The sequence below is a fragment of the Burkholderia sp. B21-005 genome, assembly GCF_020843965.1.
GTDB classification, from domain to species: Bacteria; Pseudomonadota; Gammaproteobacteria; order Burkholderiales; family Burkholderiaceae; genus Burkholderia; species Burkholderia ambifaria.
Window position 1 is genome coordinate 1 of the sequence record NZ_CP086302.1, and the last position, 16,978, is coordinate 16,978.

The 16,978-nt window shown below is 62.2% G+C and carries 16 protein-coding genes and 1 pseudogene; 11 read left to right on the top strand and 6 right to left on the bottom strand.

The window, feature by feature from the left end:
* The first annotated feature begins 139 nt into the window (after positions 1–139).
* Positions 140–1,618 (top strand): IS21 family transposase, encoded by a 1,479-nt coding sequence (gene istA, locus LMA02_RS16415; protein ID WP_416378690.1) that lies wholly within the window; start codon positions 140–142, stop codon positions 1,616–1,618.
* A complete protein-coding gene (istB, locus tag LMA02_RS16420) occupies positions 1,611–2,408 on the top strand; it encodes an IS21-like element helper ATPase IstB (RefSeq protein ID WP_060091270.1) in 798 nt (265 codons plus the stop codon). Before istA ends, istB begins: the two co-directional genes overlap by 8 nt.
* Positions 2,409–2,481: 73 nt before the next feature.
* Here istB and LMA02_RS16425 read toward each other — a convergent pair.
* Positions 2,482–3,687 (bottom strand): annotated as a pseudogene (locus LMA02_RS16425) (NAD(P)-binding protein); the annotation flags it as partial.
* Positions 3,688–4,428: 741 nt separating this feature from the next.
* Between LMA02_RS16425 and LMA02_RS16430 the strand changes: the two are divergent.
* Positions 4,429–5,163 (top strand): winged helix-turn-helix transcriptional regulator, encoded by a 735-nt coding sequence (locus tag LMA02_RS16430; protein WP_228908747.1) that lies wholly within the window; start codon positions 4,429–4,431, stop codon positions 5,161–5,163.
* A gap of 352 nt (positions 5,164–5,515) precedes the next feature.
* On the opposite strand, the gene LMA02_RS16435 is transcribed toward LMA02_RS16430, so the two are convergent.
* Positions 5,516–6,424, bottom strand: a complete 909-nt coding sequence (locus LMA02_RS16435; protein WP_228908748.1) for a LysR family transcriptional regulator — start codon at positions 6,422–6,424, stop codon at positions 5,516–5,518.
* 121 nt (positions 6,425–6,545) lie between these two features.
* On the opposite strand from LMA02_RS16435, the gene LMA02_RS16440 reads away from it, so the two are divergent.
* The 7 genes from LMA02_RS16440 to LMA02_RS16470 all read left to right on the top strand — a co-directional run bounded on the left by LMA02_RS16440 (position 6,546) and on the right by LMA02_RS16470 (position 12,605).
* Entirely contained in the window at positions 6,546–7,259 is a 714-nt protein-coding gene (locus tag LMA02_RS16440) for a type 1 glutamine amidotransferase domain-containing protein (protein ID WP_228908749.1), read from the top strand.
* A gap of 9 nt (positions 7,260–7,268) precedes the next feature.
* Positions 7,269–8,123 (top strand): type 1 glutamine amidotransferase domain-containing protein, encoded by an 855-nt coding sequence (locus LMA02_RS16445; RefSeq protein ID WP_228908750.1) that lies wholly within the window; start codon positions 7,269–7,271, stop codon positions 8,121–8,123.
* Positions 8,124–8,180: 57 nt separating this feature from the next.
* Positions 8,181–8,975 carry an SDR family NAD(P)-dependent oxidoreductase gene (locus LMA02_RS16450; protein ID WP_228908751.1) on the top strand — a complete coding sequence of 265 codons (795 nt, stop codon included), beginning with the start codon at positions 8,181–8,183 and terminating at the stop codon, positions 8,973–8,975.
* A gap of 428 nt (positions 8,976–9,403) precedes the next feature.
* Positions 9,404–10,612, top strand: a complete 1,209-nt coding sequence (gene thrS, locus LMA02_RS16455; RefSeq protein ID WP_228908752.1) for a threonine--tRNA ligase — start codon at positions 9,404–9,406, stop codon at positions 10,610–10,612.
* Positions 10,613–11,021: 409 nt separating this feature from the next.
* Positions 11,022–11,573 (top strand): DUF4142 domain-containing protein, encoded by a 552-nt coding sequence (locus LMA02_RS16460; protein ID WP_228908753.1) that lies wholly within the window; start codon positions 11,022–11,024, stop codon positions 11,571–11,573.
* A gap of 31 nt (positions 11,574–11,604) precedes the next feature.
* Complete coding sequence (locus LMA02_RS16465) at positions 11,605–11,904, top strand: cupredoxin domain-containing protein (RefSeq protein WP_228908754.1); 300 nt, start codon at positions 11,605–11,607, stop codon at positions 11,902–11,904.
* Complete coding sequence (locus LMA02_RS16470) at positions 11,901–12,605, top strand: RNA polymerase sigma factor (RefSeq protein ID WP_228908755.1); 705 nt, start codon at positions 11,901–11,903, stop codon at positions 12,603–12,605. Before LMA02_RS16465 ends, LMA02_RS16470 begins: the two co-directional genes overlap by 4 nt.
* A gap of 22 nt (positions 12,606–12,627) precedes the next feature.
* On the opposite strand, the gene LMA02_RS16475 is transcribed toward LMA02_RS16470, so the two are convergent.
* Entirely contained in the window at positions 12,628–13,407 is a 780-nt protein-coding gene (locus LMA02_RS16475) for an alpha/beta hydrolase family protein (protein ID WP_228908756.1), read from the bottom strand.
* The gene (locus LMA02_RS16480; RefSeq protein WP_228910033.1) at positions 13,404–14,453 is read right to left on the bottom strand and encodes a DUF3182 family protein; all 1,050 of its coding nucleotides are present in this window, start codon (positions 14,451–14,453) and stop codon (positions 13,404–13,406) included. The genes LMA02_RS16475 and LMA02_RS16480 overlap by 4 nt, the downstream gene beginning before the upstream one ends.
* Between LMA02_RS16480 and LMA02_RS16485 the strand changes: the two genes are divergently transcribed.
* A complete protein-coding gene (locus LMA02_RS16485; protein ID WP_228910095.1) occupies positions 14,391–14,531 on the top strand; it encodes a hypothetical protein in 141 nt (46 codons plus the stop codon). The two genes, LMA02_RS16480 and LMA02_RS16485, sit on opposite strands and share 63 nt — an antisense overlap.
* 215 nt (positions 14,532–14,746) lie before the next feature.
* Here LMA02_RS16485 and LMA02_RS16490 read toward each other — a convergent pair whose 3' ends face one another.
* Entirely contained in the window at positions 14,747–15,925 is a 1,179-nt protein-coding gene (locus LMA02_RS16490; RefSeq protein WP_228908757.1) for a chromate transporter, read from the bottom strand.
* Positions 15,922–16,899: a chromate resistance protein ChrB domain-containing protein gene (locus LMA02_RS16495; RefSeq protein ID WP_228910034.1), complete on the bottom strand. Its 978-nt coding sequence runs from the start codon at positions 16,897–16,899 to the stop codon at positions 15,922–15,924. The genes LMA02_RS16490 and LMA02_RS16495 overlap by 4 nt, the downstream gene beginning before the upstream one ends.
* Positions 16,900–16,978 lie beyond the last annotated feature (79 nt).

The following is a 16,978-nucleotide window of genomic DNA, read 5'->3' on the forward strand; positions in this document are numbered from 1 at the left end:
TTGATGTCCGCGCAGAACTGACCCACTAGAGCTGGAAATTTTCATCGAATTTTGACCCACGTGATTGAATGCCCTGCTCAATCTTTGAGCAGGGGATACAAAGGTGATCACGGTGGGTATATTGGCCAAGATCAGGCGGATGTATTTCCGCGAGAAGGTCCCGTTGCGCGAGATTGCGCGGCGTACGGGCCTGTCCCGAAACACGGTGCGCCGCTGGCTGCGGCAGACTGATGCCGTCGAGCCGAAGTATCCGAAGCGCGTCAGCCCGAGCGTCATCGACGACTGGGCCGCACAGCTGACAGGTTGGCTGCGTGCCGACAGTCATCGCCCGAAGCGTGACCGGCGCACCGCCCGGTTCATGTTCGAGGCGATCCGCGCCGAGGGTTACGCCGGCAGCTACGGCCGGGTGAGCGCGTTCGTGAGGCGTTGGCACGAGGAGCAGGCTGAGGCGCCTCGCAGGCAGGCCTTCGTGCCGCTCACCTTCGAACCCGGCGAAGCCTTCCAGTTTGACTGGAGCTGCGAATACGCTTTTATTGGCGGGCTGCGGCGACGCCTGGAGGTCGCCCACGTCAAACTTAACTCCAGCCGCGCGTTCTGGCTCGTCGCCTATCCCACACAGAGTCACGAGATGCTGTTCGATGCGCACGCCCGCGCGTTCGCCGCGTTCGGCGGCGTGCCGCGGCGCGGCATCTACGACAACATGAAGACCGCCGTGGACAAGGTTGGCCGCGGCAAGGAGCGTGCGGTCAACGCGCGCTTCGAAGCGATGTGCAGTCACTACCTGTTCGAGCCGGAGTTCTGCAACCGGGCTGCAGGCTGGGAGAAAGGCATCGTCGAGAAGAACGTTCAGGACCGGCGACGTCAGATCTGGCACGAAGCAGCGCTACGGCGCTGGGAAACGCTGGAGATCCTGAACGAATGGGTCGCTGGTCAGTGTCGTGAGGCGTGGCACATGCGGCACTCGCAGTGGCCTGAGCTGACGGTCGAGGATGTGCTGCAGGACGAGCGTACCCGGCTGATGCCCAATCCACGGCCGTTTGACGGCTACATCGAGCAGACCCTGCGAGTCTCGTCGACCAGCCTGATTCACTTCCAGCGCAACCGCTACAGCGTGCCCACCGAGTACACGAACCAGCTGGTGAGCGTGCGCTGCTATCCGGCATATCTCAGCGTCGTCGCCAACGCCCAGGAGATCGCACGCCACGAACGCAGCTTCGAGCGGCACATGACCTTCTACGATTGGCGCCACTACGTCACGTTGGTCGAGCGCAAACCCGGCGCACTGCGCAACGGCGCGCCGTTCATCACGATGCCGCAGCCGCTGCAACTGCTGCAGCGGCATCTGCTGAAACACCCGGGCGGCGATCGCGTCATGACGCAGGTGCTCGCTGCGGTGCGCGAACACGGGCTCGATGCGGTGCTGCTCGCCGTACAGGCTGCGCTGGATTCAGGACGCCCCAGCGCAGAGCACGTCCTGAACGTGCTGAGCCGGCTGAAGGCGCCCGTCACGAATGGCAGCCTCGCCACGACGAAACTCCAGCTCAAGGAAGAGCCCGCGGCCGACGTGAGCCGTTACGAGACGCTGCGCGCCAACCCACCGAAGGATCGTCATGTCTAACGATATCGCGGCCCAGCTCAAGGGTCTTAAACTGCACGGCATGGCGAGCACGTGGCCGGAGCTGCTCGCGCAGTCGCGCCACACTGACTTCGAGCCGGAGCGCTTCATGAAGCAGCTGTTGATGGCTGAAACCGCCGAACGGCAGGTGCGCTCGATCGCCTATCAAATGACCGCTGCGCGCTTCCCGGCCCACCGCGACCTGAAGGGCTTCGACTTCGCGCAGGCACACGTCGACGAAGCGCTGGTGCGCGAACTGAGCGAGCTGTCGTTCCTCGAAAGCGCGCACAACGTCGTGTTCATCGGTGGTCCGGGCACTGGCAAGACGCACCTCGCCTCAGCGATCGGAATCGAAGCCGTACAGCGCCACGGCAAGCGTGTGCGCTACTTCTCGACCGTCGAGCTGACCAACGCCCTGGAGCAGGAGAAGTCCATCGGCAAACAAGGCCAGATCGCCCACAAGCTGATGTACGTCGATCTGGTGATTCTCGATGAGCTGGGCTATCTGCCGTTCAGCCAGACCGGCGGTGCATTGCTGTTCCATCTGCTCTCAAAGCTTTACGAGCACACGAGCGTCGCGATCACGACCAATCTCAGCTTCGGCGAGTGGGCGAGCGTGTTCGGGGATGCAAAGATGACGACAGCGCTGCTGGACCGCGTCACCCATCACTGCCACATCGTTGAAACGGGCAATGAATCGTGGCGCTTCAGGACCAGTTCTGCCAAGGCGAAGACGACAAGAAAGAGAGCAGCAAAACCAGCGGGTAACGAAGAGTTATCCACACCGGAATAGATGTACTACGCTGTCTCGGGGTGGGTCAGATTTAGATGAAATCGGTGGGTTAAGACTCGGTGGAAATCAACAGCATTACTACGAACAGTATGGTCTGGCGTGCAAATCCGAAGGGGTTATGCGCGCGCATTGCTTTCACCGGATGTGTTACCAGCGTCCATAGCCAGGTAAAAATCCGCGTCCATCCGCCACGGCCGCCAGATAGTAAGGTCATCATCAGACCGGTAGCGTCCGAACCTTCCGGATAGCGCACCGCGCCGATGTGCGTCCGTTCGTCGATATAGACGCCGGCGCCACCGGCTACGCCGAGCGACATGCTCTTGTCTTTGGCCGGAAAGCGCACGCCAACGAGAGACTCGGCATTTGTGCGCACGCGCTTGCCGAGGTCATCACTGATGCGCGGTAGGGAGCCGCTCTGCTTGAGCCGGAACAACAATTCCATTGTGCCCAATGAGGACGCGGCAAATACCACCCCGCGGCAGCGGAAACTGCGTCGTTGCTTATTGAACCAGGTGGTCGAGCGCTCAGTGAAGACTTCGTAGCCGTTGCTTCCGTCTTCCTTGCCGTCGAGTGGGCGCACGTCCACCACCCTGGTTTCGGCAAAAACCTGCGCGCCACGTTTCTCAGCAAAATAAAGATAATTCTTGTCGAGCGTATTCTTGGCGTTGTGCTTGCAACCGACCATGCAGCCACCGCAACCGACGCACGTCCCGCGCTCCGGACCTTCGCCGTCGAAGTAGGGATCGGCATAGGTTTTGCCGCCGGCCTCACCTTCTGGCGCGAAGAACGTCGCCACACGGCCGTTGTGAAATGTATCGCCTACGCCCTGCATGTCCGCCATCTTCTTGAGCCGAAAATCGGCCTCGCCCAGAATTTGGTTCTCGGTTACGCCGAGCATTCGTTCCGCCATCGCGTAGTACTGGGGCATGACGCGTTTCCAGTCCTTCAGGCCTGCCCACGAGCCCTCGTCCCACACCTTGTCGGGCGGTACCAGCAAGGCGTTCGCGTATGTGATGGAACCGCCGCCGACTGCATTTCCGCTCAAGACCATGACGTGGCGGAACAAACGCATGTTGTAGAAACCGAACATTTTCAAACCAGGTCGCCACATCCAGCGCCGCGCGTCCCAGTTGGTCTTGGGAAAATCCTCTGCAGTCCAACGCCGCCCCATCTCCATCACACCAACCGAATAGCCTTTTTCAGTGAGGCGGCAGGCGGACACGCTACCGCCGAAACCCGAACCGATGACGATGTAGTCAAAATCATATGAAGTACTCATCGGGGGCACCTCGAGCCTTCTCCGGTCCGGGTCTGTACACGCACATTGGCGAATAAGACGTTCATGGTTTGTCTCCGTTTTCCTGGTTCTAGTAGTCTGCAGCAGCGTAGTCGACGAAGGACCGCGATCCACAACGATCTCGTGGGGATCGAGCCGCACGAATGAAATCAGTGCCTCCAATCATTCAGGTGTCCATACTTATAAGCGAAGACCCCGTTCAGTCCGCCAACCATCACGCCGCGTTAGCTTGGGCGCAGTATCGGACCGCCCCGACCGGGGCGAAAAGCACAAATGCGGAACCGACGTTACGACCACGGACAGCACTATACGCTTGGTATAGCACATATACTATACAAACAATATAGTAGAGTGTGTGGTGCGTGCTCAGAACCCCAAGACTGGAGAAAACGCATGGGTCCGGTTACGACGCTGACATCGCGAGACCTCAAGGTCCCACTGCCGTTCGATCAGACCGCCGCGCTTGCCATGGCGTCTCTGGGCGAGAAGGCGCGACAATGAATACCCCTTTCGCCGCGGCAGCGATCGCGTGGCCGGTCACCGCCTTCTGGGCCGACCCGACGTGTGCACTGGGTGTGTTGCCCCGAGGAGATTCAGGACGTGGCTCAACGGATACCCAACGCGGCGGCAGATTCGCGATGGCAGGGCGCGCCTTGTCTGGAAAATGGATTCCCTACGGATGCAGGTGTCCGCAAGGCCGTCCGTCGATTTCCTGAATGAGCCGTGACCATCACCTTCCAACCGGCTTTGCTTAAGCAGGGCCTTGTACAATGTGACATGCCAAACAAAACCTACGGTCAACTTTGCCCAATGGCTCGGGCATTAGACGTCCTCGGCGATCGTTGGACGCTTCTCGTGATCCGCGAACTCTTGCTGGGCCCAAAGCGGTTCAAGGATCTGCTGGCGATCTTACCGACCATGGGAGCAAATCGGCTGTCAGAGCGCTTGGCTATGCTGGTAGAGAACGATGTCATCCAACCGACCACGTTGCCAACATCCGCCGCTACGCCAGCTTATGAACTGACGGAAATGGGTGAACAACTGCGCAAGCCTGTGATTGCACTCGGGCTCTGGGGGCTGCGCCTGCCGCTCGATGAACGCATCGATCCGTCCACGGCTCGTGCGGAGCTCATCGCACTGTGCTTGACGGGGGCGAGTGATCCTGCCGCGAGCGCCGGCTTACAAACATTGTATGAGTTCCATGTGGGCGCGGAGGTTTTCCATGTCCCGGTGAACCACGGAAAGGTGCTGATCCGCTCCGGTCCCAGCCCTGAGCCCCCGACGTCAAGATACAGTGCGACATGGGGACATTCATGGCTCTGGCTTTGCGCGAAGTCACTCCAACGCATGCACTTCGCGAAGGGCGTGTATCCCTCCTGCACGGAAGCAAGGAGGCGTTCACCCAGGTATTCAAGATTCTCGAATACAAGCCCTGATGTCTTGCCGAAGTTCGGCTGAGACTCGCAAATATCCAAAGCTTCAGATACCCCACGAATTCCGGCCATCCATTTGCGCTGCCTGCATCATCGCGCGGCGAATCCGGCTTGCCATGTAAGCAAGCTTGGTTGGCAACCGATGCGAGAAGACGCGCCATGAAGGCAACGGCGCAGAAATCTTTGGGTTCAAACGAGCTCCCTGGCCGACCAGTCTCTGCTTACAGTCGATGTTCCCGCGAAAGTCGACCGAACTGCGACGCATCCAGACGGGTACCGTCGCTTCTCGGCGAGCGCACGGCCCCACGTCGCGCCGCGACGATCGGCGCGACACTCTCTGCTTGCAGGAGTCTATCCCCAACCCTTCTGTTTTCCCTTCAGTGATCGGCGGTAGACGCAACAATCATGTCGATCAAGGTCCGCGACGCCGCAGACAACCGCCGATGCGGCGCATAGATCACCGAAAACGGCCGTGAGCGGCCACGAAGATGAGGCAGCACTTCGACGAGATTCCCGGCCCGCACGCGATCCTGAACAATGAAGTCATAGGTCTGGCAGATGCCGGCACCGCTCTGCGCCATCGAAACAACCCCGAGCACGTCGTCGGAGACCGCGACGTTCGATGGCGGGAGCCAATCGATGTCCTGCCCGCCGTCCCGGAACACCCAGGGCGCGATACGGCCGCTGCTGGGCAGCATGAAAGGCAAACAGAGATGGTGCGCCAGATCCGCCACGTTTTCCGGCATGCCTGCGCGCGCCACGTACTCCGGCGACGCGACAAGGCACAACGCCGCGTCCTCGAGCTTGCGTGCGACCAGGCCGCTGTCCGGCAATTCACCGAGCCGGATCGCCAGATCGAACCCTTCGGCCACCAGATCCACGTTCCGGTTCGCGATGTTCAACTCCACGCGAACCTCCGGGTGCTGCTGCGTGAACTGCCGCAGCAGCGGCGGCAGACGATAGTGTCCGTACGTCGTCGGTACGCTGAGGCGGACATGGCCGGTTAACGTGCCGCCATGCCCCTGAATGGCACGCTCGGCGTCGTCGATCAGCAAGAACGCCGCGCGCGATTGCTCCAGATAGAGCCTGCCTTGCTCCGTCAGGCTCAACCGTCGAGTCGAACGGCGCAGCAATTGCACGCCCAGCCGGGTCTCCAGACGTGTAATGGCGCGGCTGAGAACGGACGGTGTGCTGCCCAGCGCCACCGCGCCCGCCGTCATCGAGCCTTTTTCGATCACCGTGACGAATGCTTCCACATCACCGAGATGGTCGAATCGTCGCACCATCTTGTCCTCCAAAGAACAGAAGATTTACTTTCAACCGAGTTTATCTCCTTGAGCGGTCTAAATAAAGTGAGCGCATCGTGACTGCGTCGTCCGGTCACTCACTGACATCAAGGAGCAAACCATGAATCGTGTCCCTCGCGACCGGCAGGGCCTGTCCGTGCTGTTCGTACTCACGAGCCACGCGACGAAAGGCGCGACCGGCGAGCCGACCGGCTTTTACCTCGGCGAAGTGACGCATCCGCTTGCCGAACTCGACGCGGCGGGCATCCCGGTCGAATTCGCGTCGATTCAGGGCGGCGAGCCGCCCGTCGATGGTCTCGACCTGACGGATGAAGTCAATGCGCGCTACTGGAACGACAGTGCTTTCCGCGACGTGCTGCGCCACACGCAGCGACTGGGCGATGTCGACGCGTCGAAATATGCCGCTGTCTTCTTTGCGGGCGGCCACGGCGCGATGTGGGATTTTCCGGGCAATGCCGACGTGCAAAAGGTGACGCGCGCGATTTATGAGGCGGGTGGCGTGGTCGGCGCGGTGTGCCATGGTCCGGCCGCGCTGGTCGATGTGACGCTCGGCGACGGTACTTACCTGGTCGCCGGCAAAAACCTCAGCGCATTCACGGATGAAGAGGAACGCGCGGTCCAGCTCGACCGCGTCGTGCCTTTCCTGCTGGCGAGCACGTTGACGCAGCGAGGTGCGCATCACCATCCGGTACCGAACTGGACGGCGAAGGTCGTCGTCGACGGGCGTCTCGTGACCGGCCAGAACCCGCAGTCGGCTGCTGGCGTGGGCGCGGCGATTCGTCACCTGTTACTGAACCGTTCAGGACAGGCCTGACATTCCCCGATGGAGAAAACCATGCATTCGATGCGCAAGCTCGCCGTAGCCGCGATGCTCGGCATTGCCGCGTACAGCGCTCACGCTGCCAACGTGCTCGTGGTGTTGTCGGATTCCGATCACCTCGATCTGAAGGACGGCAAGGTGTTCGCGACGGGCTTCTACCTGAACGAACTGATGCAGCCCGTGAAGGCCCTGCTTGATGCAGGCCATCAGGTGACCTTCGCCACACCCGAGGGCAAGGCGCCCACGATGGATGCCACGTCTGCCGACAAGATGTACTTCAGTGGCGACGAAAAGGCGATGCGCGACTACCGGGCTTTGCTCGACAAGCTGCAGATCACATCGCGTTCGCACTCTTCCGTGATCAGTCTGTCGCGGGTCGAGCAGATCGGTTACGGCCACTTCGATGCCGTCTATGTTCCCGGCGGTCATGCGCCGATGCAGGATCTTCTGACCAGTCCCGCGGTGGGCAGGCTGCTGGCCGATTTTCATGCGCGCGGCAAGACCACGGCGCTCGTTTGCCATGGGCCGATTGCGCTGCTGTCGACTCTGCCCGATGCACAGGGCTTTGCACGGCAACTCGCCGCCGGGAAGGCCCGCGACGGCGACTCGAAATGGATCTATGCCGGTTACCGGATGACGGTGATCAGCAACGCGGAAGAAGAGCAGGCCAAAGCACTGCTCGGTGGCGGCGCGATGAAGTTCTATCCGCAGACTGCGTTGCAACAAGCCGGCGGCATCTATAGCAGCAACGAGGTTCCGTTCACCCCGCACATGGTGACCGATCGCGAATTGATCACCGGACAGAACCCGGCGTCCGCACTCGACGTCGCTGGCGAAATGCTGAAGCGGCTGAAGTAACGCCACGCAACGGACCGGCATCGCCGGTTCTTCGATGATGCAAAGGAGAACGAACACATGGATCTGCAACTTCAAGGCAAAACCGCGATCGTCACGGGTGCTACCGCCGGCATCGGCATGGCTATCGCACGAACGTTGGTCGGCGAGGGCGTGTCGGTCACGATCACGGGGCGTCACCGCGACAAACTCGACGAAGCCGTCGCTCAGATCTCTGCGGCCGTCCCTGAGGGCAGCGTGCGCGGAATCGTTGCCGACGTGAGCGGCGCGCGAGGCGTTGCCGAACTGATCGACGCCCAGCCGGATACGGATATTCTCGTGAACAATCTCGGCTACTACGAAGCCAAGCCGTTCGCGGAAATCACCGATGACGACTGGCTGCGAATGATCGACGTCAACGTGATGTCGGGGGTGCGACTGTCGCGCCATTACTTTCCTCGCATGCTTGCGAAGAACTGGGGGCGTGTGATCTTCATGTCCAGCGAAGTCGGTGCGTTCACGCCGCCGGACATGGTGCACTACGGCGTCAGCAAATCGGCTCAGCTCGCGGTTTCTCGCGGCATGGCCGAACTGACGAAGGGTACGGGCGTGACCGTCAACAGCGTGCTGCCGTCCGCCACGCGTTCCGAAGGCATCGTCGCGTATTTGCGGCAGACCGCGCCGCGCCCCGGCATGAGCGATGCGGAAATCGAATCGCACTTCTTTGAGACCTATCGCCCGAGTTCCCTGATCGCCCGCATGATCGAAGCCGATGAGATCGCCGCCATGGTGGCGTTGCTGGCCAGTCCGTTGGGCGCGGCGTCCAACGGCGCGGCGGTGCGCGTCGAAGGCGGCACCTTCCGGTCGATTCTCTGAACAGGTGCGTCGATATGTCCGCCCACGTCATCGTCGCGCTCGTCGAAGCGAAGCAAGGTTGTGAGGCGGTGCTGGTGCAAGCCCAGCGGGAACTTGTCGAACAACTTCCAGCCCAGTAAGCCCCTTTCCCAGCCTTCTGTGGATTTCATTTGTTTTGCTGTTTTGAGGATTCTTAATGAATCAGGAAGTGGCGTTGCTGAAGTTAGATTCGAACGCTCTATTGACAGACGTTAACAGGTTGCCTAAATTAGCCACATGAACGCACTTTTCGTTACGACTACCACGACCACCACCACGACCGCCAATGGCGGGCCCGGGGGAGGTTGCACGTCGTAAGTCAGTGCCTCAAACCATCCTCAAGCCCCGCCGGAAACGGACGGGGCTTTTTTGTGCTCCGTTCGGCCGTACCAACGTCAACGGAGAACATGATGGACGATTTCGATCACCGAGTGCTCGGCAACAAACTCGATCTGTTTCATCAGCAGGATGAAAGTCCGGGCGCCATCTTCTGGCATCCGCGCGGCATGGTTCTTTATCGGGTCGTCGAGGAATATATCCGGGTCCGGATGCGTCAGGCCGGCTTTGCCGAAGTTCGGACTCCTCAGATCGTCTCGCGCGATCTTTGGGAACAGAGCGGTCATTGGGAGAAGTTCGGGCGAAACATGTTTTCTCTCGAGAGTGACAACAACCCGTACTGTCTCAAACCGATGAGTTGCCCTTGCCATGTGCAGATTTTCAAAAAAGGCAGTCGGTCGTACCGTGATCTCCCGATCCGATATTCTGAATTTGGCGCGGTCCACCGGGCCGAACCGTCCGGGGCGCTACATGGTCTCATGCGTGCCCGTGCGTTCACGCAGGACGACGCTCATGTGCTTTGCATGCCGGATCAGGTCGAGGTTGAAGTCGCACGATTCTGTGTGTTGCTGAAGACGATCTACGCAGACTTCGGATTCGGCGAATTCGATGTGGCCTTGTCGACGAGGCCGGCGGTCCGCGCGGGTGGCGATGCCGTCTGGGATCGCTCGGAAGCGATGCTGGCATCCGCTGCGCGAGCGGCAGGTCTGGATTTCGCGATCCAGGCAGGAGAAGGAGCATTCTATGGCCCCAAGCTCGAATTTCATCTGCTCGACCGTCAAGGACGGAAGTGGCAGTGCGGGACGATCCAGCTCGATTTCGTATTGCCGGAACGGCTCGGTGCGTCATATGTCGCAGCGGACGATGGGAAGGCGACGCCCGTCATGTTGCACCACGCGGTGCTGGGAAGCCTCGAACGGTTCATCGGTATTCTTCTCGAACACTACGAGGGATGGTTGCCGACTTGGCTGGCACCGGACCAGATCGTCGTTGCGAACATTGGGAAGGATGATCGCGAATTTGCCGACAACACGGCGTTCGCCTTCGAAGACATCGGCTGTCGGGTGCTTCGGGATTTCCGTGCCGAGCGCCTGCCGCGCAAGATCTTCGATGCAAGGGAACTGGCCGCGCCGATCGTCGCGATAGCAGGACGCAAGGAGGCGCTGGCTGGCGAAGTGTCGTTACGGTTGAGGGACGGGGAGCAGCACGTGCTGACGATCAACGATGCGCTCGCGTACCTGAAGCAGCATGCGCGCGTTCCGTCTGCGACGCGGGTGTTCTGATCTGAAAACAGCAATGTTTTCGGAAACCGCGGGCGGATAGAGGGCGCGTGGCGGAGCAATCGAATCCGTAGACACGCATAATTCAATAAGTAATTCTAAAAAATCATGAGTGAAGCCAGGCGAGCGAGTAATTTAATGGCCCGGGGGGGTATTGTGAGTCTGCGCCGTATGTGAGGCCGTCCAGGCAAATGACGATCGCCCGTCATTCCGCCGGGGTGCGCGCCTCGAGCGCGTGAATCAGGGTAATTTATCGGAGCCGTCGGAGCCCTCGACGGCGATGAAGGATTTCGCACCCTCACGTAGCCCCCCCGGAACGCAGCCGAACCTCACGACGTCTATCGCCACAGAGCCATCCAGCGTCGAGCGACGTGGATGAGCGTCCCGTTTCCATTCGACTGGAGAAATCGACATGGCACGCATACACAAGCTATCCATCTTGGCGGCCCTCCTTTCCGCGCTGCCGCTCGCCGCCTCCGCGCAAGCAATCAAACTGTCGGATCCTCAGATCGCGGCGATCGTCGTGACGGCCAACCAGGTCGACATCGATGCCGGCAAGCTCGCCGAAAACATGACGCATACGAAACCGGTCAAGAACTTTGCCGCGTTGATGGTCACTGATCACATCAATGTGAACAAATCGGCGGTCGCGCTCGCGACCAAGCTGAACCTGAAGCCGGAATCCAACCCGACGAGCGACGCGTTGAAGAAGGAGGGCGATGACAACGTCGCCGCGCTCAAGGCGCTCAAGGGGCACGCATTCGACAAGGCCTATGTCGATCACGAGGTGACCTATCATCAACAGGTGATCGATGCGCTGGACAAGACGCTCATTCCGTCGGCGAAGAACGACGAACTGAAGGCGCTCCTAGTGAAGGTGCGGCCGGCATTCGTCGCACACCTCGAACATGCTCGCGCGTTGCAATCGACGCTCGGCGGCGGCAGTGAGAAGAAGGCCTACTAAGCCTGCGCGCTCGACCGCGCGGCGGATCGTCTTGGCGGCGGCACTGGCGTTCGTGGTCGCGGACGTCGTCGCCGCCACGACGCACCGGATCACCATCGAAGGCATGCGTTTCAACCCGACCAGCGTGACGGTCGAGCGCGGCGACACGATCGTCTGGGTCAACAAGGATCTCGTCGCGCACACAGCCACGGCCGCAGGCCTGTTCGATTCGCATGAAATCCCGCCCGATGCCTCGTGGACGTATGTCGCGAACACACCGGGCCGCTACGCATATATCTGCACGTTTCATCCTACGATGAAAGCGACACTGATCGTGAAGCGCAAACCATGACGCACGATGCGGGTCATCCCGAACCGAAGCCGCTGCCGCTTGCGGAAGAAGACGACCGTACGCTTGCCGCACGCGTCGCGAGCGGCGAGCGCGCTGCGTTCGAACAGCTGATGCGTCGCTACAACCGGCGGCTCTACCGGCTTGCACGGGTGACGTTGCGCGACGATGCCGAAGCCGAGGATGCGCTGCAGGAGGCTTACCTCGCGGCGTTCCGCGCAATTCCGCGTTTTCGTGGCGACGCGTCGCTGTCGACCTGGCTGTCGCGGCTCGTGCTCAACGAGTGCTTGACGCGTCAGCGCCGCGGCGCGCGGCGCGACACGATCGCGCCGATGGTCGGGCTGTCGACCATCGCCGACTTCGAGCGGGAAACCATGGATGCAGACCAGAACGAATCGCCGGACCGGGCGCTGATGCGGACCGAATTGCGCACCTTGCTGGAGCGGAAGCTCGATGCGTTGCCCGAAGCGTTTCGCATCGTGTTCATGATGCGCTGCGTCGAGGAATTCAGCGTCGAGGAAACCGCCGAGTGCCTCGACATACCCGAGGCTACAGTGCGCTCGCGGCATTTCCGGGCAAGAAGTCTGCTGCGCGAGTCGCTCGCACGGGACATCGATCTGGCCGAGCGCGACGTGTTTTCGTTCGACGGGGAACGGTGCGACCGCATCGTGCACGGTGTGCTGGCGAAAAGCGGTTCGCGGTGATCTCGACGGGCCGACAGGCGCGCTATGCGTCCGTCGGGCCCGGTCCGGCGGATCCGCGCTCACCCGCACGCTGACCCGTGATCATCTCGACCAGCCACTTCTCGACGAGGGCGGTGTACGCGCGCTGGCTGGCAGCGTCCGAGAGCCCGTGATCGGCGCCTTCGAGAATCCGGTACGTCAGCGAATGCGCCGACAGGCATGCCTGCAGATAGCTGGCGATCGCCGTGTGCGGCACGATCTGATCGTGCTCCGATTCGACGAGCAACACGTCGCCGCGAAAGCGAGACGCCGCGCGCAGTGCGCGATTGTCGGACGCCGGCACGATGCGTTTGCGATACGCGACGAGATCGTGCTGGACGTGCAGCGCGCGCTTCGGCGTATTCCAGCCGTCGTCGAGATAGAGCGCCGGTACGCGCAGGCCAAGCCAGCGTACGGGGCGCAATTCGGTCAGGATGGTCGCGAGATAGCCGCCATAGCTGCTGCCGACCACGGCGATGGCATCGCGATCGATCAATGGGTGGTCAACGAGCGTATCGTAAGCGGCGAGCAAATCGCGAAGATGGGTTTCGCGCGTCACGTTTTGCTGCTCCTCCAGCGTACGTCCATGCCCGGTCAGATCGAACGTCAGACAGACGCAACCGAGCGCCGCCGCCTGCCGCGCCCGCTCGAGATACTGCTCCTGGTTGCCGCCCCAGCCGTGCACGAACAGAACGCCCGCCACGGTGGTCTTCGGCGCGAGCACGGTACCGTCGAGGTAGCCGTTCTCGACCTTGATGCGCACACGATAATGCTCCGCTGTCATGTCTCGCTGCTCCTTCGGAAGGAATGACGATCGACCATGTAGTACTTGGTGAGGGCGCCGGCCTGGGCGTCGACACCGCGATAGACGATCTGCGCGCCGGCCGGTATCACCGGGTCGTCGCCGTAAATCTCGCGCGTCGCGGCGGCCACGGCGTCCACCTCCAGGTCCGTCCTGAACATGCGCAACGCGCCGATTTCCGCGCCGGATGCACCGCCGATCCGCCACGACTGCTCCAGGACGCCGCAGTGGCGCACGCCTTGTGCGTCGGTGCCGAACGCGACGTCGTAGTTGCGCCGCGACGCAAAAAAGCCCGCGTAATCGCGTTGCACGGCGGCGTTGAATGCGCATGCCTTCGCGATCGCCTCACTGACCTCGGTCGTGACGTCGAGCCGCGCCAGCACGTCGAAGCCGCCGCGGACGACGACGAGGTCGGTGCCGCCATACACTTCATGGCCGTGGTTGTTGACGGTCAGATGCTGAATGCCCCAGTAGCTCGCCACCAGATCGTCGAGCGTGACCTGCCCGACGCTCAACGTCTCGATCGAATCGAGATGGCGCTCGACGACGATGCCGCCGGTGCGCAATGCCGCGTCGCCGAACTCGTCGAGCTCCGCTTCCAGTTCGGCCATGTCGGCCACGAGTGTCTGCCCCGTTCCGCCGATTCCGCAGGGCCGCTTGATCCGCACGCGGCCGTCCTGCCACAGGCGCTGCGCGGCATCGCACGCATCCTCGCGCGAAAACGCGGAGTAACCCGGCAGCGCGAGCGCCGCGGTGCGTTCCGCGAACGGGACGGACCAGCCGGGCGGCTTGACGCGGGCGCCATCGACCAGACGATGGGCTATCACCTTGGTCGCGACGAACGGAAACGGCACGACGCCACCGAACAGGTCTCGTACCGATCGGACCCCGAGTTCGCGTGCCTGCGACACGGTGAGCGTATCGTTCGGGATCACGTAACGGTTTGCAGGGTATCTTTCCGTCCGATGGAACTCGCCCGCAAGCCGTGTTCCCTTCAGTTCGGCGATCTGCGCGCCGAGCTGCCGCAGCGTGTCGGCTACATGACCGACGTGCGGCGTTCCATCCTCCCGGAAATGGATGAGGACGACCGGCAGTGCCGGCGTTGAATGCGCCAGGTGGACCCGTGGTTTCAAATCGCCCCCTTTGCGCGGACGGCGCGATTGTCAGGAATGCATCGTCGCGGGCGGTATCGCCTGTCGAATCCGCTCGTGGCGGTGATGTAGCAAGATTCATTCACCGACGCGCGCGGATCGGCATGCCGGAGGGGACGGAAGGCTCCGGACGATCAGCGCGGCACGCGTTCACCGCCCCGCAGCACCAATCAATGATGGAGCCACGGATAGGCCACGAGCCCGAAGAGCGCAGCCGCGGTGACGATGACCGGCTCCTGCAGCTTCCTGAATCGCCACAGCAGCAGCACGGTTGCGACGGCGACCAGTGCGGTCGGTATGTCGACGATCGACCGTTTCGCGATCACCAGGACGGAGCCCGTGATCGCACCGACGGCTGCGGCGGTGATTCCGTCCACGAACGCCTTGACGTCCGGACGGTGCCCGTACTTCTTCATGTACGGCGCGGGAATGACAGTGAACAGATAGCAAGGCAGGAACGTGCCGAGTGCCGCGACGCACGCGCCGGGCAAGCCGGCCACGAGATACCCGATGAAGCCCACGGTGATCACGACCGGGCCCGGCGTGATCATCGCGACCGCGACGGCATCCACGAACTGCCTGTCGTTCAGCCAGTGATGTTCGGTGACGACGCCGCCGTAGAGGAACGGCACGATCGCGAGCCCGGAGCCGAACACGAACGCGCCCGCCTTGGTGAAGAACGCGCCGATCTGCACGAGCTGCGGCAGGTCGATGCCGCTCAGTATTCCGCTGGCGGCCGGCAGGTTGGCGGCGGCAATCGCATTCAGCCCGCCCCGATGCAGCCACTTGGGCGGGGCGCGCCACAGCCAGCCGATCAACCCGGCAGCGATGAAGAGCCATGCGATTTCCGATTCGGTGACGAACGTGACGACGGTGAGCGTCAGGAAGATCGCCCAAAGCAACTTGTCATTGCCGACGGTTTTGGTGGTCAGCTTGTACGCGCTCATCGCGATGATGCCGACCACCGCCGCGCCGACACCATAGAAAACCGCCTGCATCCACGACAGCCCGCCGAAGTGCGCGTAGGCGAATCCGAGCGCGAGCACCATCAGGAACGACGGCAGCACGAACGCGAATCCGACGAGCGTCGCGCCCAGGAGACGATAGTGGACGAAGCCGAGATAGATCGCGAGCTGCGCGGCCATCGGCCCGGGCGCGAGCTGGGCCAGCGTGAGTCCTTCCTTGTAGTCGGCTTCGGTGATCCAGCCGCGACGCTCGACCAGGTCGCGACGCATGTAGCCGGCGAGCGCAACCGGCCCGCCGAAACCGAACGTCCCGAGACGCAGCATGTAGGCGACGAGCTCGCCGAGCGAGTAGGTCGGTTCGGTCGCGGCGATGGCAGTGGTCATGACCTGGCTCCGGTCCCGTTCTTTCCGGTCGATGAAAAATGCGCGTACAGGGCATCGAGCACGGCGCCCATGTGCTCGAGCAACTGGTCGTCGTTCTCCGCGCGCTGGCGCGTGCCGGCCATCACGGCCTCGAAGCCGATCGCTTCGGGCGCCGCGGGGCCGCCCACGTCGAGCGCATGCACGATCTCGCCGAGCCGCACGAGTGCGGCGTTCGTGTCGAGCCCGAAACTCGCGAGCAGGACTTCGAACGTGACGCGCTCGCCGACATGGGTGAATGCAGCGCCGTCGAAATCGAAGCCCAGCGCGTCAGCGGGACAATCCGCCGGCGACGCGAGCCAGATGAAGCGCGCGCGGGTGTCGATGAAGCGGCGGATCAGCCACGCGCTGGCGACCCGATCGACCCACATGCGCTGACGCGTCGCCCAGGTTCGTCCCTGGTACTCGTCCATTGCGAGCTGGCGGACGGGGCGCTCGGCAGCGTGCGGCTCGCCCGGCGACAGCACGGTATCGACCAGCGCGACGAAGTCCTGCAGCGCGACTTCGGCGCGGGTCGCCGCGTCGTCCGGGAAGTAATCGATTGCCCGGATCGCGTCGAAGTCCTTGCGGACGCGCCGCAGCAAGCGCGTGAGTTCCGTGGCGGACTGTCCGGCGAAGGTCTTGCGGGCTTGCGCGAGGGTCTGAATGAAGGCGGTGTAGTCGTCGCCTCGATCGAAGAGCGTCCGGAACTCCAGGTCCTGCGCTGCGTCGAGGCTCGGCGCGCGCAACAGGTGGGCGGTGCCGCCGCTCTCGGCAATCGCGTCCGCGAGTTCGCGCAGTGCCGCTTCATGCTCGTCCGAGTGCGGGAGCAGATAGATGCCGTCGCGCAACACCGCGCAGCCCTTCGCCTTGAGGGAACGCCAGAACCGCATGCGCGCCGTCGCGTTCTGCGTCGGAAGCGTCAGGATGAGGAGCGACCATGTCGTGAGCGAATTCATGTAGACAATGCTACTCAAGCGTTATCACCTCTACAAGAAAACTTTGGCGAAGGCTGCCGTGGCGTGGCGGCCGGGCAAT

Coding starts and splice junctions, on each gene's coding strand:
- istA (WP_416378690.1), top strand. CDS start 140: ATGTATTTCCGCGAGAAGGTCCCGTTGCGCGAGATTGCGCGGCGTACG.
- istB (WP_060091270.1), top strand. CDS start 1,611: ATGTCTAACGATATCGCGGCCCAGCTCAAGGGTCTTAAACTGCACGGC.
- LMA02_RS16435 (WP_228908748.1), bottom strand. CDS start 6,424: ATGGTGCGACGATTCGACCATCTCGGTGATGTGGAAGCATTCGTCACG.
- LMA02_RS16440 (WP_228908749.1), top strand. CDS start 6,546: ATGAATCGTGTCCCTCGCGACCGGCAGGGCCTGTCCGTGCTGTTCGTA.
- LMA02_RS16445 (WP_228908750.1), top strand. CDS start 7,269: ATGGAGAAAACCATGCATTCGATGCGCAAGCTCGCCGTAGCCGCGATG.
- LMA02_RS16450 (WP_228908751.1), top strand. CDS start 8,181: ATGGATCTGCAACTTCAAGGCAAAACCGCGATCGTCACGGGTGCTACC.
- thrS (WP_228908752.1), top strand. CDS start 9,404: ATGGACGATTTCGATCACCGAGTGCTCGGCAACAAACTCGATCTGTTT.
- LMA02_RS16460 (WP_228908753.1), top strand. CDS start 11,022: ATGGCACGCATACACAAGCTATCCATCTTGGCGGCCCTCCTTTCCGCG.
- LMA02_RS16470 (WP_228908755.1), top strand. CDS start 11,901: ATGACGCACGATGCGGGTCATCCCGAACCGAAGCCGCTGCCGCTTGCG.
- LMA02_RS16475 (WP_228908756.1), bottom strand. CDS start 13,407: ATGACAGCGGAGCATTATCGTGTGCGCATCAAGGTCGAGAACGGCTAC.
- LMA02_RS16485 (WP_228910095.1), top strand. CDS start 14,391: ATGGAACTCGCCCGCAAGCCGTGTTCCCTTCAGTTCGGCGATCTGCGC.
- LMA02_RS16490 (WP_228908757.1), bottom strand. CDS start 15,925: ATGACCACTGCCATCGCCGCGACCGAACCGACCTACTCGCTCGGCGAG.
- LMA02_RS16495 (WP_228910034.1), bottom strand. CDS start 16,899: ATGAATTCGCTCACGACATGGTCGCTCCTCATCCTGACGCTTCCGACG.